The following is a 24,465-nucleotide window of genomic DNA, read 5'->3' as shown; positions in this document are numbered from 1 at the left end:
GGCTTTTTTTGAAATAGAAAGGAAGTCCTCCGACAAATTAAAAGACCCTAAACAATTGCTGGATAAAATTGGTTTTTATAGTTTTTTTGTCTAAAATCACGTATAATAAAAAGCAGTGATTTTGTAAGAAAAGAGGAAAATTATGGCGTATCAAGCACTTTACCGCGTTTGGCGTTCCCAACGTTTCGATGACTTAGTTGGTCAAGAAGCGATTACTAAAACGTTAAAAAATGCGATCCAACAACAGAAAACTTCTCACGCCTATTTATTTACCGGCCCCCGTGGTACAGGGAAGACGAGTGCGGCGAAAATTTTTGCCAAAGCCATCAATTGTCCTAATAGTGTCGATGGGGAACCTTGCAACGAGTGTGAAATGTGCCGCTCGATTACTGAAGGACGGCAGGAAGACGTAATTGAAATCGATGCCGCCAGCAACAATGGTGTGGAAGAGATTCGTTTTATTCGTGATCGAGCCAACTATGCACCGACAGCGGCAAAATATAAAGTTTATATTATCGATGAAGTGCATATGCTTTCGACAGGTGCTTTCAATGCCTTGCTAAAAACGTTGGAAGAACCTAAGGAACATGTGATTTTCGTCTTAGCAACAACGGAGCCTCATAAAATACCAGCGACAATCATTTCGCGGACTCAACGTTTTGACTTCAAACGAATCGGTGTCTCAGCGATCATTGGTCGGATGGCTTACATTTTAAAAGAAAGCAGTCAGCCTTATGAAGAACAGGCATTGTCGGTCATTGCGCGAGCGGCAGAAGGCGGGATGCGGGATGCGTTGAGTATTTTGGATCAGGCCATTTCCTTTAGTAATGAGACGATTACGTTAGCCGATGCCTTAGCCGTGACTGGCAGCTTAACGACTGAAATGATGGATAGCTTTATCGGTGCTTGCTTACAACAAGATGTCAGCAGTGCGTTAGAGGTTTTGGAAAATATTCTGGCAGAAGGGAAAGAAGCGCGCCGTCTAACAGAAGATTTATTATTGTACTGCCGTGATTTATTGATTTATCAGCAAGCCCCCAAGCTTTTGGAAGGTCGCGCGGCCTATTTGACCGATCCTTTCAAACAATTAGCTGAAACAACGGCTTCGGAGCGTTTGTATTCAATGATCAAGATTTTAAGTGATACACAAAATGAGATTCGCTTTACCAACCATGCGAACGTTTATTTAGAAGTTGCGACAGTAAAATTGGCAACACCGCAAACCGCGGCAGCAAATGGGGCGAATGTTCAAGTAAGTACGGCAACCAATCCAGTGGATCAAGCGGAGCTGACGGCTTTAAAAACGCAACTGCAGCAACTGCAGAAAGAATTGCAGCAATTAAAAACCAACCCAACAGTTGAAAAGGAAGAGCGTAAAGCGGCCGCACCGAAGAAAAGCGCTAATAATTATCGTGTGCCGACTGAACGGGTCTATCAAGTATTGAGTGAAGCGACCAAGGATCATCTACTTGATGTCAAAAGCGTATGGGAAGATTTGTTGATGGCTTTGCCGGTAACTCAGCGAGCGATGCTAAAAGCCAGTGAACCAATGGCGGCCGGACCTGCATTATTGTTGGTCGCGTTTGACTATGAGATTGTTTGTCAGCGAGCAGACAGCAATGAAGAGCTGCGCTTGAATTTGCAAAACAGTTTAAGTATGATGATCAAAAATTATACTCCCGAGTTTGTTTTTATCACGCGGGAAAGCTGGCCTCGTTTACGACAAGCCTTTCTCAGTCAACATCACGACCGTCCAATCGAGATGGAAGCGAGTGATTCAGAGGAAGAAATCAGTTTACTGCCAGAAGAAACCAATGAAGTCGTTGAACAAGCGAAAAGTTTGTTTGGTGATCTTGTTACAATTAAAGAAGATTAAACTAGTAGAAGATAGAATCTTAAAGGAGCGAACAATCGAATGATGCGCGGAATGGGAAATATGCAAGGCATGATGAAACAAATGCAGAAGATGCAAAAAGAAATGGTGAAGGCTCAAGACGAATTAAATGCCAAAGAATTCACTGGTAGCTCGACAAATGATCTAGTTACAGTGACTTTCACTGGGGATAAAACCATGAAAACAATGGCCATCAACCCTGAACTGATTGATCCAGAAGATCCAGAAATGCTACAAGACATGATCGTGTTAGCTGTGAATGATGCGATTAAAAAAATTACTACCGAGACCGATCAAACGATGGGTAAATATACAAAGGGACTTCCTGGAATGTAAGCGACTTTGATCAGAAAGGAAGAACACAATGCAATATCCAGAACCAATTGCGAAACTGATCGAAAGCTATATGAAGCTTCCTGGGATCGGACAAAAAACCGCGACTCGTTTGGCTTTTTTCACAATTGATATGAAGGACGAGTCCGTTAATGAGTTCGCTCGTTCATTGATCAGTGTCAAGCGCGACCTGCGTTTTTGCAGTATCTGTGGTAATATCACGGAAGAAGATCCTTGCGAGATTTGTTCAGATACGACTCGCGATCGTAGTACGATCCTGGTGGTTGAGGAACCCAAAGATGTCATGTCGATGGAAAAGGTTCGTGAATATCATGGACTCTATCACGTTCTCCACGGAGTGTTGTCACCCATGGAAGGAACTGGACCGGAAGATATTAATATTGCACCGTTAATCAAACGGCTGCATGATGATGAGGTTAAAGAAGTTATTATCGCTACCAATGCAACGACTGAGGGAGAAGCTACGGCGATGTATTTGTCGCGCTTGATCAAACCAGCTGGCATTAAAGTGACTCGCTTAGCCCATGGCTTGTCGGTTGGCAGTGATATTGAATATGCTGATGAGATCACTTTGCTGAAAGCAGTAGAAGGACGTCGTGAACTTTAATTTTTTCACGGCGTTTTTTTGAAAATAGAAGATAATTATTTTGGGGGACAAGGAACGTGAAGGGACTATTTATTACGATTGAAGGACCAGACGGAGCTGGCAAAACTAGTGTAATCGAAGAGCTGTATCCGAGATTACAAGCAACAGCGGCAAAACAAATTGTTAAAACAAGAGAGCCAGGCGGTATTCCAATCGCAGAGAAAATTCGCCACGTGATCCTTGATCCAATCAACGACCAGATGGATGATCGGACTGAGGCGTTGCTTTATGCGGCGGCTCGGCGCCAACATTTAGTTGAAAAAATCTGGCCAGCTTTAGACGCTGGAAAAATTGTTTTGTGTGACCGTTTTGTTGACAGCTCTTTAGCTTATCAAGGAGCGGGCAGAGGTATCGGCATGGATGAAGTTTTAAAAATTAATGAGTTTGCTATTGAAGGAACTATTCCAGATATTACTTTGTATTTAGATGTCGATTCAGATACAGGTTTGCAACGAATTATGAAGAACCGAACCAATCAAATTGACCGTTTGGACTCCGAAGGGTTACAATTTCATCAAAGGGTTCGACATGCTTACCTAAAACTTGCGGAAGCAAATGCTGATCGAATCGTAAAAATTGATGCTAGAAAGCGTCTTGATGAAGTTGTAGAAGATTGTTTCTACGAATTGTTGACCTGTTTTCCAGAGTATTTTCAATCACGAGAGGTGTAAAAGAGATGAAACTTATTTTAGCGATTGTCCAAGACAAAGATTCTAACCGTTTAGCCAATGAATTTATTGATGCCAATATTCGAGCAACCAAGCTTTCTTCTACCGGTGGCTTTTTGAAGGCTGGCAACAGCACCTTCATTATTGGGATCGAAGATGAACGGGTAGAAGATACATTAGCGTTGATCAAAGAAACGTGTCAAGCACGGACACAATACGTGACCACGCCTGTGACCCTTGATATTTCTTTAGACGGGCAAGTTCCTTATCCAGTTGAAGTCGAAGTCGGTGGGGCGACAGTCTTTGTCTTACCAGTTGAAGGCTTCCAACAGTATTAATGATGGAAGAAGCGAAAAGACTCGAAACCATTCAACCGATCGTTTTTCGCCAATTACAAAACAGTTTTGAGCATGGGCGTATGGCTCATGCTTATCTTTTTGAAGGCGATCAGGGGACAGGTAAAGCTGAATTGGCACTGTGGTTTGTGAAACATCTTTTTTGTTTGAACCTGCAAGCCGGGATGCCCTGTGAAAAATGCAATAATTGTCTACGAATAAATAGTAAGGATCATCCCGATGTCGTTGAGATCGAACCGGATGGACAGTCAATCAAGGTGGACCAGATTCGCGCGTTGCAAAGCGAATTAGCAAAGAGCGGCTTTGAGTCTGCGAAAAAGGTCGTAATTATCCATCAAGCAGAAAAAATGAATCTTAATTCAGCAAATAGTTTGCTGAAATTTCTTGAAGAACCACCAGCGAATTTTATGATTATTTTAGAAACGCAATCGTTAGGGAAAATATTGCCTACGATTCGCTCCCGGTGTCAGATCATCCATTTTCAAGCATTGTCAAAGGAACGTCTCCAAGCACGCTTGGAAGCCGATCAACTCCCAACCAAAACCGCACAACTATTAGCAAATTTAACAAATAGTTATGGAAAAGCTGTTGAAATCTCAAAAGATGAATGGTTTAATGAAGCTAGAGATAGCGTTATTCAATGGTTTAATTATCTCGAAAAAAATGACCCGCAAGCTTTTATTTATGTGCAGAAGAAGCTCGTGAAGACCTTCAAAGATAAAACGCAGCAGCAATTTTGTTTTGAGTTGCTAGCTTATTTTGTCAAGGAAAAACGTGATCAAGACTTGAAAAACCAGCAACCAAGCTTAGTGAAGGTTAATAACTTGTTAGCGGAAGTTTTAGCTGCCAGTCAAAAATTAGAAGCGAACGTCTCATTTCAAAATATCGCAGAACAAATAACGTTGCATACTGTTTTTGCATAACGTTATTTAACAGAGAGTAGGGAAAACCATGGTTGAAGTTGTGGGTGTTCGGTTTCGTGACGCAGGACATATTTATTATTATGCGCCTGGAAACAAAGAATACTACTATAATGATAAAGTCTTGGTTGAGTCACAACAGGCGCACCAGATTGCGACAGTGGCGATTCCAAAAATCGAGATTGCTAAAAATGATTTATCAGATGATTTAAAAACAATTTTGCATAAAGCCTCTGAAAAAGAATTAAGAAAAGTGGCTCAAAACGAAGCGGATGCAGCCGCAGCCTTTAAAACGGCTAAAGAAAAGATTCGTGAACATGAGCTGGAGATGAAGCTGATTCAAGTTGAATATACGTTTGATCGCAGCAAAATGGTTTTCTATTTTACGGCAGATGGCCGGATTGATTTTCGTGAATTAGTGAAAGATTTAGCCAGTGTTTTTCGGACACGGATCGAATTGCGTCAGATTGGCGTGCGAGACGAAGCGAAAATTCTAGGTGGAATCGGCCCTTGCGGCAGACCACTGTGTTGTTCGACCTTTTTAGGTGATTTTATCCCGGTCTCTATCAAGATGGCAAAAGATCAAGGCCTATCCTTGAACCCAACGAAAATTTCGGGTCTGTGTGGTCGTTTGATGTGCTGCTTGAAATATGAGAATGGCGAGTATGAAGCAGCTAAAAAAGCCATGCCTGATTATGGCAAAGAAATCAATACACCCGAAGGCCGCGGAAAAGTGATCGGTTTGAATTTGTTAAGCAAAGTGGTGAAAGTGCGCCTATTCGGCCGCGATGCCACTGTGGATTTTGATTATCAAGAGTTAGTTGAAGCAGGTGAACAAGCATGATGGATCGACGCTCGTTATATGATGGCTTAAACCAATTAGAACATGAGATGCAAAAAAATCTGACTGATCTTGTTTCAATGAAAGAAACATTGTTAGAACTAGTAGAAAAGAATACGACATTAGAGATGGAAAACGAACGATTGCGGGAACGTATTCGACAAATCGATGAAAAGAAATCCCCTGTCTTTGATGAACGTCAGGAGTTATCTGAATCTCGGTTGAATCTTGAAAAAATATACGAAGACGGTTTTCATGTCTGTAATTTGCTTTATGGATCAAGACGAGAACAAGATGAACCTTGTGCCTTTTGTTTGGATGTTATCTATCGCGAAAGTAAACAAAAATAAGCGAACCGGGACGAGTTGTTCCGGTTTTTTAGACTATAAAGAAAGTATAAAAATTTCGCATGAATAAATTACTTTACAACAGGTATATTCATGTCTGGCTTCACGAACTAGCTTTATCGGTAATAAGCTGAGCGAGTTCGCGAAAGCCTTTCTTATAGTTTAGCGCAGCTTTCAGAAGTTTGCCTCTTGGAGAAGGACTTCAAATCGCTAATTAGAAAGAAGGAAAGTCGTGAAAAGTCAAAAGAGTTTTGCTGAAGCTGTCGGAGCGCTTTATCTAGTACCGACACCAATCGGAAATTTAGAGGATATGACCTTTCGAGCAGTAAAGACACTGCAGGAAGCAGATTTGATCGCCAGTGAAGATACACGAAATACCCAAAAATTATTGAATCACTTTGAGATAAAAGTACCGCAAAAAAGTCTTCACGAACATAATTATAATGAACGTATCCCAGAATTGATTCGCTTTTTAAAAAGTGGTCAAAGTATCGCGCAAGTCAGTGATGCCGGGATGCCCTCAATCAGCGATCCAGGTCATGAACTAGTCGTTGCTTGCATCAATGAGGATATTCCTGTGGTTGCGTTACCTGGAGCGACTGCTGGGATGACCGCTTTGATCGCTTCAGGCTTATTGCCACAGCCTTTTTATTTTTACGGTTTCTTACAACGAAAGAGAAGTGCACAGAAAAAAGAGCTGGAAGAATTAAAGAAACAAACCGCAACTTTGATTTTTTATGAATCACCTCATCGAGTGAAAGAAACCTTGAAAAATATGAATGGTGTTTGGGGAAACCGTAAAGTAGTGATCTGTCGAGAGTTGACGAAGCTCTATGAAGAATATTTGCGAGGCACTACCGAAGAACTATTAACTTATTTAGAAGATCACACCTTAAAGGGTGAATGCTGTCTCTTAGTGGCTGGCGCTGCCAAAGTGGAGGAAGCGGATGAAGTTTTCGAAGGAACGCTGAAGGAACAGGTAGAAGCGTTGATTGTAGCAGGTCAGCCTTCAAAGGAAGCCATTAAAACGGTTGCTAAAAGACACAATTTGAAAAAACAAGAAGTTTACAAAGAATACCACGAAATATAAGAGTAGGAGAATCCTCCTACTCTTTTTATGTTAATATTTCTAACACGAAAAGTAACTAAATTAAAAAAAGATGAAAAAAATGAGTAAAAACACTTTTATTATAATGAAACGATGTTAGAATACTTAACATAAAAAGAATGGAGTGGTTTGATGGCAGCGAATATTGCATTTATTTTGATTTGTTCTGGATTGGTTTTTCTCATGACTCCGGCATTGGCCTTTTTTTATGGCGGACTAGAGCGTAGAAAAAATATTTTGAACACAATGATGATGGTCATCTGTACGATGGGATTGGCCTCGGTTCTGTGGGTGGCGATTGGCTATTCGTTATCCTTTAGCGGTCATGGCGACTTTTTTGGGAATTTTGACAAACTCTTTTTTCACGGTGTTTCTATGACGAAAGGCGATGGCATCCCTGAAGGTCTGTTTGCTTTCTTTCAAATGATGTTTGCTTTGATTACGACCGCAATTTTGACCGGATCAGTTGCTGGCCGGATGCGCTTTTCAGCGATTTTCTTATTCATCGCGATTTGGCTAGTGGTCGTGTATTTCCCAATGGCTCACATGGTTTGGGGTGGCGGCTTCCTTGATAAAATCGGTTCGATTGATTTTGCGGGTGGGAATGTTGTCCATATCAGTTCAGGCATATCTGGCTTGGTTTTAGCAATCGTACTGGGTCGCCGGCGAGAATATCATCTGGGGGATTATCGTCCTCATAACGTTCCATTTGTTGTATTAGGTACCGGCTTATTATGGTTCGGCTGGTTTGGCTTTAATGGTGGTTCTGCGTTAGCAGCAAATGGTTTAGCGATTCACGCGTCAATCACGACGAATACAGCAGCTGCTTGTGCCATGCTTTCATGGATGTTGATTGAAAAATTGTTAAATGGCAAGCCAACAGTAGTTGGAGCGTGTACCGGTGCGGTTGTAGGTCTAGTTGCCATCACTCCTGGTGCCGGTTTTGTTTCGATTGGCGCAAGCTTCTTGATTGGGGCTCTGGTTAGTCCCTTCTGCTATTTGTTTATTGCTGTAATCAAACAAAAACTAGGTTTTGATGATGCATTGGATGCCTTTGGCTGTCACGGTGTTGGTGGGATCTTTGGTGGGATTGCCACTGGGATTTTTGCTGATCCGTCAGTAGGTGGGAAAACAGGACTCATTTACGGACAGACCCATTTATTCATCGCTCAGATTGAGAGTGTTCTATTTACGTTAGTATTCGCTGGAGTGGCCAGCTATTTGATTATTTCTTTGATTAGAGTCTTTATGCCGATTCGAGTGTCGCAACAAGAAGAAGCGATGGGGCTGGATCAAATTGAACATGCTGAGAATGCCTATCCAACATTTATGGGGATGGATTCTTAATTAGAGAAATGAATCGAGAGTCTTTCTAGAAACATCATTTTGAAGGGAGTCTGCAAGGCACAATGAAAAAAGTTGAAGCAATTATCAGACAGGAAAAGTTGGAAATACTCAAGGCAGCGATTGATCATGAGGTGGAAGTAAATGGGATGACTGTTAGCCAAGTCTTAGGCTGCGGATTGCAAAAAGGACAAAAGACTCATGTCCGAGGACAAGAAGTTATTACGACCTTGCTGCCAAAAGTTTCGGTAAGTTTTATTTTAGCGGATGAAGACGTGGAGCGAGTGATTGATTTAATCTTAGATACTTGTCAATCTGAAGAATGTGGAACGGGGAAAATATTTGTTTATCCGATTGAGGAAGTGATTCGCATTCGTACGCGGGAATCTGGAAAAGCTGCACTTCAATAATAATGGAATAAATTTTAAACGAAGGGCCGTACCGATGTATTTTGGTGCGGTTCTTTTTATTAATTCAGAATAAATGAAACATTTTTCGAAGCCCATGAAAAATGTCTTATTTTCGTACACATACGATTTTTCTAACCTGCCAAGGCAGGAAGAAAAACTCGCAGCTAGTTCGTGTTAAGGAACTCATTTTTTGAAAAGCACAAAAAATGAGTTCTATTTTCACTGCGCATACGATTCCACTAATCGCGCTAAAGCGCGAAGTGGAACTCGCAAAAAACCACCATAGCCGTCACTATGGTGGAAATGAAGGTTGTTATTTACTCTTGGTAGGAGTAAGTATGAAAAAACCAATTCGGGATAATTGGTATATCCATATAATAATCGACCGCTACGATGAATTCATGAATAGCCGTTTGTTAATCACTAAGAAATGTATTAGAAAAAACTTATGCAAATTTCTGTGGAATTTTTTGATATTTTTACATAATGTAAGGGTTGCATTTCGTTTTAAGGAAATTGCTGGCTATGGTACACTTGGTTTGGAAGACTTAAATAGGAGGGTACATTTATGGCAAATATCAGTAAAAAGTTACTAGCTGAATTGACTTCAGAAGAAGCAACGGGACCGTTTATCACGTTTATGTTAAATACACATCACGCGCATCAAGATGTGGAAAAAGATCAAATCACGTTTAAGAACTTTGCTAAAGAAGCGAAGAAACGCTTCGAGAAGAAATACACTGATCACAGCTTTGAACCATTCCAAGAAAAGATTGATCAACTCTTAGCGGATGGTGACTTTTGGCGTAGCGGAACAAAAGGGGTTGCGGTCATTTTGACAGCGAGCGAAACCTATATTCACCGGTTGAGTATCGAGGTGGATGATCAATATTATGTCAGTGATCTGCCTTACTTATTGGCGATCATTAAAAATGCCCAGTTCAATTATTCTTACTTTTTAATGGCCTTGAATCGGGATTCGATGAAACTTTATTGTGTTCGCAATAAAGAGGTCAAAGCAGTTGAACTGCCTGATGACGCTCCTAAAGATATCGTAACGGCTTTAGGCGATGAATTGACCGGTGGAAACTTGAATGTGTCTGCTCGCGGCGGTGAAACCGGCAGTTTCCACGGAATTAATACCAAAGACGAAGAAGTTGAGATTGACTGGATCAATTACTACCAAGCAGTGGATAATTATTTGAAAGAGCTGGATAATCCAGAGCAGTTACCAATTTATCTATTTGCTTTACCGGAAAACCAAACACAGTTTAAAAAGGTGGCTAAAAATCCATATTACTCAGATAAAGCAGCTATTACTGGTTCACCGGCTCAATCGAACGTGAACGACGTGAAAAAGGAAAGTCAAAAAATTGCTGATGAGTTAGCCGCGGCGGAAACACAAAGCTATCAAAAATTAACTGATAAGAAATTTAATGATCAATTGGTAGATATTGTGCCAGCAGCAAAAGAAGGGAAAATTTCTCATCTCTTTATCGCTACTTCCAATTTAGTTGACGGCTTTGGCGAGGACCCAGATGTAGAATATGATCGTCGTCAAGTATTGAATGAAATTGCTGATGATGTTATCAAAAATGGTGGACAAGTATTTGTTCTAGACCAAAAAGATGCTCCTGATGAAAAAAGTTTATTGGCGGTTCTACGCTATTAGCGCTTTAATGTTTCAAATATATTAAGAAAAAACTTTTTAAGCGATAATCTAGTGTTATCGCTTTTTCTGTGTTATACTTCTAATTGTAGTTTTTGTACGGTAATATTGGCAAGTTTGTTTCAGACGACATCTTTCCTATTTCACCATTCAAGTAATTACAAAATTAATTTTTATCCTAGGAGGATGTTTAACATGGAACAAGGTACAGTAAAATGGTTTAACTCAGAAAAAGGTTACGGATTTATCACTGCTGAAAACGGAAACGACGTATTCGTACATTTCTCAGCAATCCAAGGCGACGGCTTCAAAACTTTAGAAGAAGGTCAAGCAGTGACTTTCGATGTTGAAGATGGCCAACGTGGACCTCAAGCAACAAACGTAAACAAAGCTTAATTAGTTTTTTCAAACGAGTGCTTCGGTACTCGTTTTTTTTATGCTCTTTTTTAATCGTGAGATCGACTTAGCAGAATTTTTTGCTAGGTCTTTTTTTTATTTTTGAAAAAAATAGTCAGCTTTCAAAAGACTTAAGGGGACGGCTCTGTTAAAAAATGGTAGAATCCGCTATAATTCCATAGGAAGGAGGCTGTCATGAAAAAAATATATGCAGTTGTAGACATTGAAACGACTGGGACAGATCCAAAGTCGGATCGGATTATTCAATTTGGCTGTGCGCTGATTGAAGATAGTGAGATCGTTGCGCATTTTTCAACGGATATCAATCCCGATCAAACGATTCCAAATCAAATTCAAACCCTAACAGGGATCACGAATCAGCGGATTCGGAAAGCCCCTTATTTCGAAGATGTCGCCGAAACAATCAGTAATTTATTAGAGGGAACCGTTTTTGTCGCCCATAATATTTATTTTGATTATCCCTTTTTAAGTAACGAACTGGAACGCTGCGGGATGCCGCCGTTAACGAGTGACGGCATCGATACCGTTGAATTGGCGCAAGTGTTCATGCCAACTTCACCAAGCTTTCGTTTAGGCGATTTGGCAGAGGAATTGCAGCTAGTCCACGAAAATCCTCATCAAGCAGATAGCGACGCCGATGTAACGGCACAGCTACTGCTCTATTTAGAGACTCAAATTAGAAAATTGCCAATCATCACGTTGGAGAAAATTGTAGCGACTGCTGACCAGATGGCCTTTCAGACGAAAGACTATTTAGTTGATTGTTTGACTGAGTTGCAGGAACAACGTGAACCGTTGGCAAAAGAATTGGTAATCGTTCATGGCTTCGCGCTGAAAAAAAAGAGCGTACCGCTTTTTTCTGAGAATTATTTTGGTATCAAGGCTTATCCTCGTTCTCGTAAAGCCAAAGAAAAGGTCTATCAAAGTGAACTGGATTTTCGTAAGGAACAGGCACGCTTGATGAATTTAGTCTATGACTTTTTCAATAAGAAAGAGGATAAAAATATTTTAGTCGAAGCCGCAACCGGCATCGGAAAAACCTTAGGCTATTTATTGCCTATGAGTTATGTAGCAACACCGGAAAAACCGTTAGTGATCAGCACCGTGTCTTTATTGTTGCAGGAACAGATTTTGAATCACGACCTGCCGCTGATCAATCGTTTATTGGATCAGCCTTTGCAGGCGGTGGTGATGAAAAGCAGTCGCCACTATCTCGACCTTGACCGTTTTTATCAAAGCTTTAAAAAAAAATCGCAGCAAAAGCAATATACTTTTTACCAAATGGCCTTGTTAGTCTGGCTGACTCAGACAGAGACGGGGGATTTTGATGAGCTGAATATGACGAGCTTGAAGCATCCTTTTTGGCAAGAGGTGGCTCATCTTGGCCCAACAACGCTGAATCCTAACAGCCCTTTTTATGGGGTTGATTTTATCCATCATCGTCAGAAAAAATTGGCACAAAGCAATGTGATTATTACAAATCATTCCTTCTTAGCTCAAGAAAATCAGCGGAAAATCCCGCAGCTGCCGGCCAGTCCTTATTTGATTATTGACGAGGCCCATCATTTAAATCGAGTTCTAGAAAAGGTCAGCACTCATCAATTAAATATTTTGGCGATCCAAAAGGGTTTTAACCATTTACTTGAAAATAAAGTCTTTCAAACTTGGCAGTCCCTAGTAAAAAAAGATCAGCAGACCCAGCATTCATTAGAAGTTTTTCAAGATGTATTGCAGGAATTAAATGAAGAGCTGACTGATCTTTATCAGCTATTTAAAGAGGAGTTCCCAACCAATGACGAGCGCTTGATTACTAAGGAAATGATTGATCAATTATCTTTAGCGAGTGAACAAGTCTTGCAGCGGGTAAGTTTGCTTTATCAAGACGCCTTAACAATTGGCGAGCAGTTGAAAAGTTATTATCTGCGCTATCAAGAGACCTTTAGTATTTCCGAACAGGCCCAATGGAGCGATCTACAAACATTATTGGATAGCTTAGCCCAACAGCAAGTGGCCTTCGAACTTTTCAGTGAACAGTGGGAGACTCGTTATATTCATTGGTTCAACGTCAAACGTAAGACGCTCCATGTACAAGACTTGGAAGCTTCGCAATTAGATCAAACAAGCTGGTATCATCGCTACAAACAGATTTTGTATCTCGGTGGAACCTTAAAAATTGGTGGTGATCGCCATTATTTTGCGAAGCGTTGGGGGATTCCTGAAGCGGCGTTGAAAATCATCAGCAGTCCCTACGATTATGAACAACAAGCGCGACTTTATTTGCCAACAGAAAATATTAGTATCCAAACGTCTTCACCAGATCAATATGCCCAATATGTTGCCGATGTTGTCCATAAATTGGCGGATCATCAAAAGCGACCGATTCTAGTGTTATTTACTTCTCATGATATTTTGAACCGTGTGCATCAGCGATTGAAAATGCCGTTGTTACATGAAGGCCGAGAAGTCTTGGCGCAAGGAATTGGCGGCAGTCGTGAGAAATTACTGAAACGTTTCTTACTTTCAAAAGATGCCGTGCTGCTAGGTGCGGACAGCTTTTGGGAAGGTATCGATTTATCCGGGGAGATCTTGCAACTCTTAATCGTAACCCGACTGCCCTTTGAAAATCCGCAACGTATCCAAGTTCGCGCTCGGAATAGTTTCTTAGAGGCTGAAGGAATCAATCCCTTTTTCCAAGAAGCGGTTCCTCATGCGGCACTGCGGCTAAGACAGGCTTTAGGTCGCTTGATTCGTTCTGAGACGGATAAGGGTGTAATGCTCTTATTGGATCAACGCTTTATCTCAGCTAGTTATAGCGAACGCTTACGAAAGGCGCTGCCAAAAGAATTAACGATCAAGCAGTTGCCGTTGGAAGAAATTTTGACGGAAACGACCCAATTCTTAATTTCTGAGAAAAATGAAGAGAATTAATGAGGGATAGTTGTTCTTTTGGTATAATGTAGCTTGTCTGAAAGGAGTATGATTTTGGATACGAATAGTGCAAAACAGAAAAAACTTAACCGTTGGCTGTTAGGAATCGTGACCTTTTTGTTGATCATCCTTGTTGCCGGAACTATGATTTTCATTCGTTCGAACCGACCAATGCAACAGGCGAAAAGAGAAGCGGTCCAAATGGCGGAAAAATATGCGGATCTAGAAACGGTTGATCAGTTCTACTGGTTCAATCGCGAGCAGACTTATTTTACGGTAGTAGGAAAAAACAAATCGCAGGAAGAAATCATTGTGATCATTCCGAAATCGGGAGACAAAGTGCGTGTCCTTGCTCAAAAGGATGGGCTGACTGAGGTGCAAGCAGAAGAAACCGTTAAAACGAATTATCCTGATATGACTATTGAAAAAGCAAATCTCGGTATCTATCGCGACCAGACGGCTTGGGAAATCACTGCAAAAGACGATCAAGGCGCGATTTATTATTACTTGCTGAACTTTAATGACGGCAAGATAATTAAAGTCATCAAAAAGATCTAAAAAAATCTTGGTAGGGGAGTTATTGGTTATGAAATTATCACAGCGTGTAACAAACTTAGAACCGTCCGTCACTTTAGCAGCAACGGCAAAAGCCAAAGAATTAAAAGCAAAAGGTTTAGATGTGATTAGTTTGACTGTGGGAGAGCCTGATTTTACTACACCGGAAAATATCGAGCAGGCAGCTATTGATGGAATCAAGAGCGGAAAAGTCAGCTTTTACACTGCTTCCGGTGGGACGCCAGAATTAAAATCAGCGATCGTTGATTTTACGAAAGAAAATTATGATCTGACTGTTGAACCGCAAAATATTATCGTAACTAGCGGGGCAAAATTTGCGTTATACACCTTATTTCAAACAATTCTTGATGCCGGCGATGAAGTCATCATTCCAGTACCTTATTGGGTTAGTTATGGCGAACAAGTCAAATTAGCGCAAGGAAATCCGGTCTTTATTCATGGTGACCAAGCCAATGATTATAAGATCACGGTGGAACACTTGGAAGACGTCCGCACGGAAAAAACCAAAGCGATCATTATCAGCTCACCATCAAATCCGACCGGAATGATTTATTCAGAAGATGAGTTGCGAGCGCTGGGTGAATGGGCTGTTCGTCATGAGCTGTTGATTGTTTCAGATGATATTTATGATCATCTTGTTTATAATGGGAACGAAGCGGCACATCTTGCTTCTTTATCTGACGAGATTTTCCAGCATACAGTGATCATTAACGGCGTGTCAAAAACCTATTCTATGACTGGTTGGCGAATCGGTTATGCGATTGGTAGCGCTGAAATCATTAGTGGTATGACAGCAATCGCTTCACAGTCTACTAGTAATCCAACGGCGGTCAGCCAAATTGCGGCTGTCGAAGCTTTGACAGGTGAGCAAGAGACGGCAGAAAAAATGCGCCAAGCCTTTGAAGAACGACTAAATACGATTTACCCAAAGGTTGCTGATCTGCCAGGCTTTAAGTTAACAAAACCACAGGGCGCCTTCTATCTATTTCCTAATATCAAGGAAGCGATGGAAATGGGGGGCTATGACAACGTCACTACTTGGGTCAACGATCTATTAGAGCAAGAACAAGTAGCGTTGGTGACTGGTGAAGGATTCGGTTCCCCTGACAGTGTGCGTATGAGTTATTCTGCCAGCATGGAAGAGTTAGAGGAAGCCGTTGTACGGATTCGCCGTTTTATCGAAAATAGTAAAAAGTAAAAAAATCATCATTCGGGATAAATAAGTTAGGAGAGACATTTGTGGAACAGATTCAAATCATTGATGCCAAGAACCATGTTGGCGAAACAGTAAAAATTGGTGCTTGGGTAGCGAATAAGCGCTCAAGTGGGAAAATTTCTTTTTTACAATTACGTGACGGTACGGCTTATTTTCAAGCAGTCGTAGTGAAAAGCGAAGTGTCAGAAGAGGTTTTTCATTTAGCAAAAGAATTAACACAAGAAACGTCGATTATCGTTACCGGAGAAATTCGTGAAGACACACGTTCGAAATTTGGTTACGAACTAGGCGTGAAGGAAATCGAAGTTATTGGTGAAAGTCATGATTATCCGATTACACCAAAAGAACACGGCGTTGATTTCTTGATGGATCACCGTCATTTATGGCTGCGTTCATCACAACAACACGCAATTATGTTGATTCGTAACGAGGTGATTCGTGCGACCTACGAATTCTTCAATAATAATGGTTTTGTGAAAGTTGATCCACCGATCTTAACTGGTTCAGCTCCCGAAGGTACAAGTGATTTATTTGAAACAAATTATTTTGATCATAAAGCTTATTTATCACAAAGTGGACAGTTATACATGGAAGCCGCAGCGATGGCTTTAGGTAAAGTCTTCTCCTTTGGTCCAACCTTCCGTGCTGAAAAATCGAAGACGCGTCGTCACTTAATCGAGTTTTGGATGATCGAACCGGAAATGGCCTTCATGCATCAAGAAGACAGTCTAGAAGTGCAAGAACAATATGTTGCGTACTTGGTACAAAGTGTCTTGGATAACTGTGACTATGCGTTAGATACGTTAGGTCGAGACAAAGAAATTTTGAAAAATTATACAAAATTACCGTTTCCACGGATCACGTATGATGATGCGATTGAATTATTGAAGAAAAATGATTTTGATGATATCGAATGGGGCGATGATTTTGGTTCGCCGCATGAAACCTTTATCGCGAACTCCTTTGATCGTCCGGTCTTCATTTTGAATTATCCAAAAGCCATCAAACCATTTTACATGAAACCACATCCAACACGTGAAGACGTGGTGATCTGTGCCGATTTGATCGCGCCTGAAGGCTATGGTGAAATCATCGGTGGTTCAGAACGGGCGACGGATTATGATTATCTGTTAGAACAAATTCGTGAAGCTGGTCTGAACGAAGAAGAATATTCATGGTATTTAGATTTGCGTAAATACGGAACTGTGCCTCATTCAGGTTTTGGTTTAGGCTTGGAACGGACCATTACCTTTATTTCAGGAATTGATCATGTACGGGAAGCAATTCCATTCCCACGCTTGTTAAACCGGATTTATCCATAAGAATGTAACGCCAAAAGCATCGAGGGCTCCTCGGTGCTTTTTTTTTTTGAAAAAGCTTTCTTTTTCTGCTTGACATATGAACGTCCACTCATATATAATAAATATGAAGAAACGTTCATATGTATTTTAGAGAGAAGGGAATCTCATGGAAAAAGTATATCGGTTAGACGGACTGGATTGCGCAAACTGTGCAGCTAAGATCGAACGTTCAGTTCAACAAATCAAAGGTGTGGAAAAAGCGCAAGTTGATTTTATCAGCACCAAACTGACAATCGTGGCGCCTGAAAAGGAAATTGATCGCGTGACGGAAGAAGCAAAGGAAGTAGTTTATAAGCTGGAACCTGATGTAGAGGTCAATAGTGTCCAAACGGAAAAAGTCGAAGAAGACTCTAAAGGAAAAATCATTCAAATTGTGGTCGCTGTCCTGGCATTAGCTTTATTAGCGATCGTTGTACCGGCAATGCCGTGGAAGCTCGTTGCTTACTTAGTTTTGTATTTGTGGATCGGGTATGACGTATTGAAGACCGCTATTACCAATATTTTTCATGGTGAGATCTTTGATGAAAATTTCTTGATGGCTGTAGCAACGATTGGAGCGATCGCGATTGGCGAATACCCAGAAGCGGTGGCAGTCATGCTATTTTATCAAGTCGGTGAATTTTTCCAAGATTATGCGGTGGCAAAATCTAGAAAATCAATTAGTTCGTTATTAGCGATTCGACCTGACTCGGCGAATTTGATCCAAAATGGTGAAGTAAAGAAAGTCGCACCGGAAACGATCCAAGTCGGCGATCAAATTTTAATCAAACCAGGTGAAAAAGTTCCTTTAGACGGAATCGTTAAAGAAGGAAGCTCGATGCTGGATACTTCTGCTTTAACAGGCGAATCCGTCCCCCGCAGCATTCATCCTGATGAACAGATTTTGAGTGGTTTTATTAATCAAAGTGGGCAGCTGACGGTGGAAGTGACGACGACGTTTGGTGAGTCGACGGTTAGCAAAATTTTGGATTTAGTTGAGAATGCCAGCAGTAAAAAAGCACCGGCGGAAAACTTTATTACTAGTTTTGCTCGTTATTACACACCGATCGTTGTCGGTTTAGCAGCGCTGTTGGCAATAGTACCGCCGCTTGTTACCGGTGAGCCCTTTTATGATTGGGTATATCGTGCATTGACCTTCTTAGTGATTTCTTGTCCTTGTGCGTTGGTTATTTCGGTACCGTTGAGCTTCTTTGGGGGAATCGGTGGAGCAAGTAAAGCTGGCGTGTTAATCAAAGGTAGTAACTATATTGAAACGTTAGCGAATGTCGAAACGCTAGTTTTTGATAAAACCGGAACCTTGACCAAAGGCGTTTTCGAAGTGCAAAAGGTTGAGACCACCATCAATCAAGACGATTTCCTACGTTATGTTGCCAGTGCGGAGCAAAGCTCGAGTCATCCGATCGCGCAGTCCATCGTGAACTACGTTGATCAACCGTTGTCGCCAGTTAGTCAGTTAACAGAAATTGCTGGCTATGGTATTTCGGTTATAATTGAAGGGCATCAATTTTTAGTTGGAAACGAAAAATTATTAGCTAAAGAAAATATTTCCTTTCAAGTAGTCGACGAAATCGGTACGATCGTGTATGTGACGATGGATGGAAAATATATTGGACATTTAGTGATTGCAGATGAATTGAAAAATAATGTTGCTGAAGCGTTGAACGAAGTGAAAAAGCTGGGTGTCAAGCGGACCGTTATGCTGACTGGGGATAATCTTGGGATCGCTGACGCAATTGGGAACAAAATCGGAATCGATCAAGTCTACAGTGAATTATTGCCAGAGGATAAAGTGATTCATTTAGAAGATGAATTGAAACGTCAACAAAAAACCGCCTTTGTTGGGGATGGAATGAATGATGCACCGGTTTTAGCACGCGCGGATATCGGGATCGCCATGGGTGGCCTTGGCTCAGATGCTGCCATTGAAGCAGCGGATGTCGTAATCATGGATGACCAACCGGAAAAAATTCCGGTCGCGATTCGGATCGCTCGTAAAACCATGAAAATCGTCAAACAAAATATCGTCTTTGCGATTGGCGTAAAGGTGATCGTCTTGATCTTAGGTGCATTGGGCTTTGCTACAATGTATGCCGCTGTTTTCGCAGATGTCGGTGTGACCGTGATCGCAGTCTTGAATGCGATGCGGTGTTTGCGAGCAAAATAAGTAACGTTAAAGCTTTGGGACTGTTCGTTCCCAAAGCTTTTTTTGCGTTTAAAAAAATAAAAAGAAAAATATTCAACATATTAGTTGACGAATTGAGATTACAATTGTAAACTTAAAAAGTAGATTACATTTGTAAACGGAAGAGGTGAAAATTTATGACTATGACGATTACACCGATTAAAATCAGTGATTCTGAATGGGAAGTCATGCGAGTGATTTGGACGCAAAAAGCAACTACCGCGCAAGAAATTATTGATATTTTAGGGCAGACAATGGACTGGAAACCGGCGACGATCAAAACGCTGTTAGGGCGTTTAGTGAAAAAAGAAGCCGTCCGTACTGAGCAAGCGGGGAAAAAATATATTTATTATCCAGCGATTAGCGAAGGTGAAACAGTTAAGAGCGCGACGGAAAATTTATTTTCTCATATTTGTGCGAAGCGAATTGGGGAAACAATCGCCGAGTTGGTAGCGGAAGCTGAATTGACCGATGCCGATGTTGCATTGATTCAAGAGCAGCTGGTAAACAAGCAAACAGTAGAAAAAATTGAATGTAACTGTATTCCTGGGCAATGCGAATGCAAACATCATCAATAAAAAGATAAAACAGATAAGAATGGAGACGTAAAAAATGAGAAAACAATTTGCAATTAGCGGAATGAGCTGTAATCACTGTGTGGCAAAAGTGGAGCAAGCGATCAATCAATTAGATGGAATCGACAAAGTGAAAATCAATCTTAAGAAAAATAATGGTACGGTGAAATTCGACGAAGCGCAAGTTTCAGCAGACCAAATCGCTGCAGCAGTGACTGAGGCAGGGTATGAAACTGAGGTGATCTAATTGGCAGACGCAACCGTAGAAACATTCGCGATTACTGGTATGACTTGCGCTAATTGTTCGGCCCGAGTGGAAAAAGAATTGAAGACGACCGATGGTGTGCTGGAGGCGAATGTCAATTTAGCGACTGAGAAAGCCACTGTCCAATTTGACGATACCCTTAGTGCAGAGCAAGTGATCCAACGAGTCGAGGCTATCGGGTATGGGGCAATTCTGTTTGACGAGGAACATAAGCAAAAGATTCAGCAAGAAAAAGCCGCTTACTTAAAAAGAATGAAACGTGATTTGATTTTAAGTGCGGTTTTAACGGCCCCTTTAATGATCGCGATGGTCGCGATGCTTTTAGGTAGTCATGCCGGCTGGGTTCATTTTCTACACTTACCACTGGTTCAATTGATCTTAGTGACCCCAGTTCAATTTGGAGTAGGTCAACGATTTTATCGCGGCGCTTATCATGCCTTGAAGACCAAAGCCCCAAACATGGACGTTTTGGTAGCGATGGGTACGTCAGCGGCATTCTTACTTAGTGTCTATAATGGCTTTTTTAATCCCCATAACTCTGATTTGTATTTTGAAAGCAGTGGCATGATCATCACGTTGATCTTGTTGGGAAAATATTTAGAACAAAAAGCTAAAACCAAAACTAGCGACGCCATCAAACAGCTAATGAGTCTGCAAGCCAAAACGGCGACGGTTATCGTTGCCGGTGTAGAGCAGCAAGTTCCAATTGAAAAAGTTCAAACGGGGGATTTACTGCGTGTTCGTCCTGGAGAACAGATTCCGGTGGATGGCAAGATTTTGGCTGGTCAAACGACGATTGATGAAAGTATGTTGACTGGGGAAAGTCTGCCGGTTGATAAACAAGTAGAAGATCAAGTGTTTGGCGGAACGGTCAATACGACTGGTAGTATTCAATTTACCGCCACCCAAGTTGGCAGTATGACGGTACTTTCTCGGATCATTCGGATGGTGGAGGACGCGCAAGGGGAAAAAGCGCCGATCCAGCAAATTGCGGATAAAATCTCGAAAATATTTGTCCCGACTGTTTTAGGCATCGCGTTACTGACCTTGCTGGTCACTGGCTTCTTTACAGGTGATTGGCAGCTGGCGATCGTTCACAGTGTTTCTGTCTTAGTAATCGCCTGTCCTTGTGCCTTGGGTTTAGCGACGCCGACAGCGATTATGGTGGGCACTGGTTTAGGAGCGAAGTCCGGTATTTTGATTAAGGGCGGCGGTGCGTTAGAAAAAATCGCGCATCTGACAACGGTAGTTTTAGACAAGACGGGGACCATCACTGAAGGAAAACCGGTGGTCGCTGATTTTGAAGCTTTTGATCCGCAAGCCTTGGCTTATCTGACGAGTTTGGAACAGCAGTCAGAACACCCACTTGCAAAAGCGATTTATCAATATGGTAAAGACCAGACTAAAATTTTACCGGTTGAACAATTTGAAAGTTTGACTGGACAAGGTGTGACAGGAATCATCAATGGCAAACAATATTTTGTTGGATCAAAACGGGGCTTGAAGGAGCGAAATATTTCATTTGTAGAAGATCGTGTGATAGCGTTAGAAGAGGAAGGTAAGACGGTGATGTTCTTGACCGATCAAGCCAATCTTTTAGCGATGATCTCCGTGACTGATCAAGTTAAAGCCTCTTCTAAATCGGCAATCGAAGCACTTCACACACTAGGCATCAAAGTGAAAATGCTGACAGGAGACAATCCTCAGACCGCTCGTTACATTGGTGAACAGGTCGGTTTGCAGTCTGCGGATATCGTTGCAGAAGTATTACCTGAAGACAAAGCCCAAGTTGTGAAGGAGTTGCAGACAAAGGGAGAATCTGTTGGTATGGTAGGCGATGGAATCAATGACGCGCCAGCCTTGGCCTTAGCAGATATCGGAATTGCAATGGGCAGTGGAACGGACATCGCGATGGAGACAGCAGATATTACCTTGATGAATAGCGATCTTGTATCGGTTGAAAAAAGTATTCGTTTATCTAAGCTGACTTTACGGAAAATCAAGCAAAATCTATTCTGGGCCTTTTGTTATAACGTGATTGGAATTCCTTTTGCGGCCTTCGGCTTTTTGAATCCAATTATTGCCGGCGGTGCGATGGCCTTCAGCTCAGTTAGTGTTTTGTTGAATTCACTGAGCTTGAATCAGAAAAAATTGTAGACTAACGAATATTGAAAAATAAGATTAAAAAGAATTGGGAGTGAGTTGCTATGAAACAGCGAGAACAAATGGATGAATCGATGGAAATGGATCATTCGGCACATGAACATCATGAGATGAGTAATCATCAGCAGATGAATCACGGAATGCACGGTCATGAGGATCACGAAATGGATCATGGTGGCATGGATCATTCGATGCATATGGGCAATTTTAAACAAAAATTTTGGCTCTCGCTGATTTTGGCGATCCCCATCATCGTACTTTCACCGATGATGGGAATGCAGCTACCTTTCCAGTTCACTTTTCCTGGTTCTGAATGGGTCGTCTTAGTTTTAGCGACGATTCTGTTTATTTACGGTGGCCAGCCCTTCTTAAGTGGCGCCAAAATGGAATTACAAATGAAAAGTCCCGCGATGATGACCTTGATCGCGATGGGGATCTCGGTTTCGTATATTTACAGCTTGTATTCTTTTGTAGCGAATAAAATGAACCCTGCGGCCCATGTGATGGATTTTTTCTGGGAGTTAGCAACGCTGATCGTTATTATGCTACTAGGGCACTGGGTAGAAATGAGTGCTGTTTCTAATGCCAGCAATGCATTGAAGAAGTTGGCTGAATTGTTACCAGACGAAGTCAACAAGATCGAAGCAGACGGCTCTACGAAAAAAGTTAAACTGCAAGAAATAAAAAAAGCCGATCGATTGTTAGTACGGGCCGGCGACAAAATGCCTACTGATGGTGAAATTATCGACGGCTCGACGATCGTGGATGAATCGGCAGTAACGGGTGAATCAAAAGGCGTTCAGAAAACGGTTGGCGACTCAGTGATTGGCGGTTCCGTCAACGGTGATGGTACCATCCAATTAAAAGTAACGGGGACCGGTGAAGATGGCTATTTAGCGAAAGTTATGACGATGGTGAAACAAGCCCAGCAAGAAAAATCAAAGCTGGAATCGATCTCTGATAAGGTGGCTAAATGGCTGTTTTATATCGCACTAACCGCTGGGATCTTAACTTTTATCGCTTGGCTGATTGTAGCAGATTTGCCTCAAGCCTTGGACCGCATGGTCACAGTCTTCGTAATCGCCTGTCCCCATGCATTAGGCTTAGCGATTCCTTTAGTAATCGCTCGGTCGACTTCTTTAGCTGCAAAAAATGGGTTGCTATTAAAAAGTCGCCAGGCGTTGGAACAAGGCAATCAGTTAGATTATGTATTTTTAGATAAAACAGGGACGTTGACAGAAGGTCAATTCACAGTGACCGGGGTTGAAAGCCTGACTGAGATGGACAAGACAGAAGTGTTGAAGTATATCGGCGCGTTGGAAGCGCAAACGAATCATCCATTAGCCGTTGGAGTCATGAATTATTTAACCGCTGAACAAATCGAACCTTATCAAGGAAAAGATATTTCAACCTTAAAAGGGATTGGTGTGAAAGGCTCTGTTGAAGGACATCAAGTGATTTTAGCGAATCAAAAAGAAATCGAAAAACGACAGTTGACAATTGATCCAGAGAAATTGAAAGATTATCAGGCCCAAGGCAATACAATTTCTTTCTTGTTGATTGACGATCAGCTAGTTGCTTTCTTCGCTATGGGCGATACCCTAAAATCACAGGCTAAAGAGTTTATCAAGAGCTTGCGAGACAATGGGATTGAACCAGTCATGCTAACAGGTGATAATCAAGAGGCAGCGAAAGCAGTTGCTAATTATTTGGACATTAAAGAGTTTTACAGTGAACTCTTGCCAGATGACAAGGAAAAAATTATTAAGGACTATACAGATAAAGGCAAAAAAGTCATGATGGTCGGTGATGGGATCAATGACGCGCCAGCATTAGCGAGAGCCTCGATTGGGATGGCGATCGGTGCCGGAACAGATATCGCGATTGATTCAGCTGATGTTGTTTTGACTAACAGCAACTTACAGGATATTTTAAAATTCGTTCGCTTGGCTAAGCGAACTCATAGTAAAATGATCCAAAATCTCTGGTGGGGAGCCGGCTACAATATTTTAGCGATTCCTTTGGCCGCCGGTATCTTGGCACCAATTGGGATTTTATTAAGCCCAGCTGTTGGAGCAATCTTAATGTCTTTAAGTACGATCATTGTGGCGATCAATGCCATGACGTTAAACGTCTGAGTTTTCAGGCGTTTTTCTTTTTTTTTGGAAAAAAATTGAGAATTTAAAGCCTTTGAACTTATGCTATGTTGAATAAGAGACCTATCG

22 protein-coding genes are annotated in these 24,465 nt (G+C 41.5%); all 22 read left to right on the top strand.

Features of this window, described 5'->3' with window-relative positions; genetic code table 11:
* The first annotated feature begins 142 nt into the window (after window positions 1-142).
* The 22 genes from dnaX to IGI54_RS09405 all read left to right on the top strand — a co-directional run bounded on the left by dnaX (window position 143) and on the right by IGI54_RS09405 (window position 24,378).
* Window positions 143-1,876: a DNA polymerase III subunit gamma/tau gene (gene dnaX / locus IGI54_RS09510; protein ID WP_216428213.1), complete on the top strand. Its 1,734-nt coding sequence runs from the start codon at window positions 143-145 to the stop codon at window positions 1,874-1,876.
* 39 nt (window positions 1,877-1,915) lie between these two features.
* A complete protein-coding gene (locus IGI54_RS09505; protein WP_071860670.1) occupies window positions 1,916-2,230 on the top strand; it encodes a YbaB/EbfC family nucleoid-associated protein in 315 nt (104 codons plus the stop codon).
* Between the two features lie 28 nt (window positions 2,231-2,258).
* A complete protein-coding gene (gene recR, locus IGI54_RS09500) occupies window positions 2,259-2,855 on the top strand; it encodes a recombination mediator RecR (protein ID WP_010745627.1) in 597 nt (198 codons plus the stop codon).
* A gap of 56 nt (window positions 2,856-2,911) precedes the next feature.
* Window positions 2,912-3,565: a dTMP kinase gene (gene tmk, locus IGI54_RS09495; RefSeq protein ID WP_071860671.1), complete on the top strand. Its 654-nt coding sequence runs from the start codon at window positions 2,912-2,914 to the stop codon at window positions 3,563-3,565.
* Window positions 3,566-3,570: 5 nt separating this feature from the next.
* Window positions 3,571-3,900 (top strand): cyclic-di-AMP receptor, encoded by a 330-nt coding sequence (locus IGI54_RS09490; RefSeq protein WP_071860672.1) that lies wholly within the window; start codon window positions 3,571-3,573, stop codon window positions 3,898-3,900.
* A 2-nt stretch (window positions 3,901-3,902) separates the two neighbouring features.
* Window positions 3,903-4,841: a DNA polymerase III subunit delta' gene (gene holB, locus IGI54_RS09485; RefSeq protein WP_430620543.1), complete on the top strand. Its 939-nt coding sequence runs from the start codon at window positions 3,903-3,905 to the stop codon at window positions 4,839-4,841.
* Window positions 4,842-4,869: 28 nt separating this feature from the next.
* Complete coding sequence (locus IGI54_RS09480; protein WP_071860673.1) at window positions 4,870-5,682, top strand: PSP1 domain-containing protein; 813 nt, start codon at window positions 4,870-4,872, stop codon at window positions 5,680-5,682.
* Window positions 5,682-6,029, top strand: a complete 348-nt coding sequence (locus tag IGI54_RS09475) for a DNA replication initiation control protein YabA (RefSeq protein ID WP_071861032.1) — start codon at window positions 5,682-5,684, stop codon at window positions 6,027-6,029. The genes IGI54_RS09480 and IGI54_RS09475 overlap by 1 nt, the downstream gene beginning before the upstream one ends.
* 229 nt (window positions 6,030-6,258) lie before the next feature.
* Window positions 6,259-7,116 (top strand): 16S rRNA (cytidine(1402)-2'-O)-methyltransferase, encoded by an 858-nt coding sequence (gene rsmI, locus IGI54_RS09470; protein ID WP_430620542.1) that lies wholly within the window; start codon window positions 6,259-6,261, stop codon window positions 7,114-7,116.
* Between the two features lie 150 nt (window positions 7,117-7,266).
* A complete protein-coding gene (locus tag IGI54_RS09465; protein ID WP_071860675.1) occupies window positions 7,267-8,481 on the top strand; it encodes an ammonium transporter in 1,215 nt (404 codons plus the stop codon).
* A 62-nt stretch (window positions 8,482-8,543) separates the two neighbouring features.
* Window positions 8,544-8,888: a P-II family nitrogen regulator gene (locus IGI54_RS09460; RefSeq protein WP_071860676.1), complete on the top strand. Its 345-nt coding sequence runs from the start codon at window positions 8,544-8,546 to the stop codon at window positions 8,886-8,888.
* 568 nt (window positions 8,889-9,456) lie between these two features.
* On the top strand, window positions 9,457-10,560 hold the full coding sequence (locus tag IGI54_RS09455) for a hypothetical protein (RefSeq protein ID WP_216428224.1): 1,104 nt from the start codon (window positions 9,457-9,459) through the stop codon (window positions 10,558-10,560).
* Window positions 10,561-10,752: 192 nt separating this feature from the next.
* Window positions 10,753-10,953, top strand: coding sequence for a cold-shock protein (locus IGI54_RS09450; protein WP_010740784.1), 201 nt, complete (start codon window positions 10,753-10,755; stop codon window positions 10,951-10,953).
* A 195-nt stretch (window positions 10,954-11,148) separates the two neighbouring features.
* Entirely contained in the window at window positions 11,149-13,902 is a 2,754-nt protein-coding gene (locus tag IGI54_RS09445; RefSeq protein WP_430620541.1) for a helicase C-terminal domain-containing protein, read from the top strand.
* 54 nt (window positions 13,903-13,956) lie between these two features.
* Window positions 13,957-14,460: a DUF5590 domain-containing protein gene (locus IGI54_RS09440; protein ID WP_430620540.1), complete on the top strand. Its 504-nt coding sequence runs from the start codon at window positions 13,957-13,959 to the stop codon at window positions 14,458-14,460.
* A gap of 28 nt (window positions 14,461-14,488) precedes the next feature.
* On the top strand, window positions 14,489-15,676 hold the full coding sequence (locus IGI54_RS09435; protein ID WP_430620539.1) for a pyridoxal phosphate-dependent aminotransferase: 1,188 nt from the start codon (window positions 14,489-14,491) through the stop codon (window positions 15,674-15,676).
* A gap of 41 nt (window positions 15,677-15,717) precedes the next feature.
* On the top strand, window positions 15,718-17,016 hold the full coding sequence (gene asnS / locus IGI54_RS09430) for an asparagine--tRNA ligase (RefSeq protein ID WP_071860682.1): 1,299 nt from the start codon (window positions 15,718-15,720) through the stop codon (window positions 17,014-17,016).
* A 145-nt stretch (window positions 17,017-17,161) separates the two neighbouring features.
* Entirely contained in the window at window positions 17,162-19,219 is a 2,058-nt protein-coding gene (locus tag IGI54_RS09425) for a heavy metal translocating P-type ATPase (RefSeq protein ID WP_430620538.1), read from the top strand.
* 155 nt (window positions 19,220-19,374) lie between these two features.
* A complete protein-coding gene (locus IGI54_RS09420) occupies window positions 19,375-19,815 on the top strand; it encodes a CopY/TcrY family copper transport repressor (RefSeq protein WP_071860684.1) in 441 nt (146 codons plus the stop codon).
* 34 nt (window positions 19,816-19,849) lie between these two features.
* Window positions 19,850-20,059 carry a copper chaperone CopZ gene (gene copZ / locus IGI54_RS09415; RefSeq protein ID WP_430620537.1) on the top strand — a complete coding sequence of 70 codons (210 nt, stop codon included), beginning with the start codon at window positions 19,850-19,852 and terminating at the stop codon, window positions 20,057-20,059.
* Window positions 20,060-22,234, top strand: a complete 2,175-nt coding sequence (locus tag IGI54_RS09410) for a heavy metal translocating P-type ATPase (protein WP_430620536.1) — start codon at window positions 20,060-20,062, stop codon at window positions 22,232-22,234.
* A gap of 50 nt (window positions 22,235-22,284) precedes the next feature.
* Window positions 22,285-24,378, top strand: coding sequence for a heavy metal translocating P-type ATPase (locus IGI54_RS09405; RefSeq protein WP_430620535.1), 2,094 nt, complete (start codon window positions 22,285-22,287; stop codon window positions 24,376-24,378).
* Window positions 24,379-24,465 lie beyond the last annotated feature (87 nt).

The sequence above is a fragment of the Enterococcus sp. DIV0800 genome, from assembly GCF_050559735.1.
In the GTDB taxonomy this organism is placed as follows: Bacteria; Bacillota; Bacilli; order Lactobacillales; family Enterococcaceae; genus Enterococcus_A; species Enterococcus_A devriesei.
Note: the sequence above shows the minus strand (reverse complement) of the source record. Positions and strands in the feature narration are given on the sequence as shown.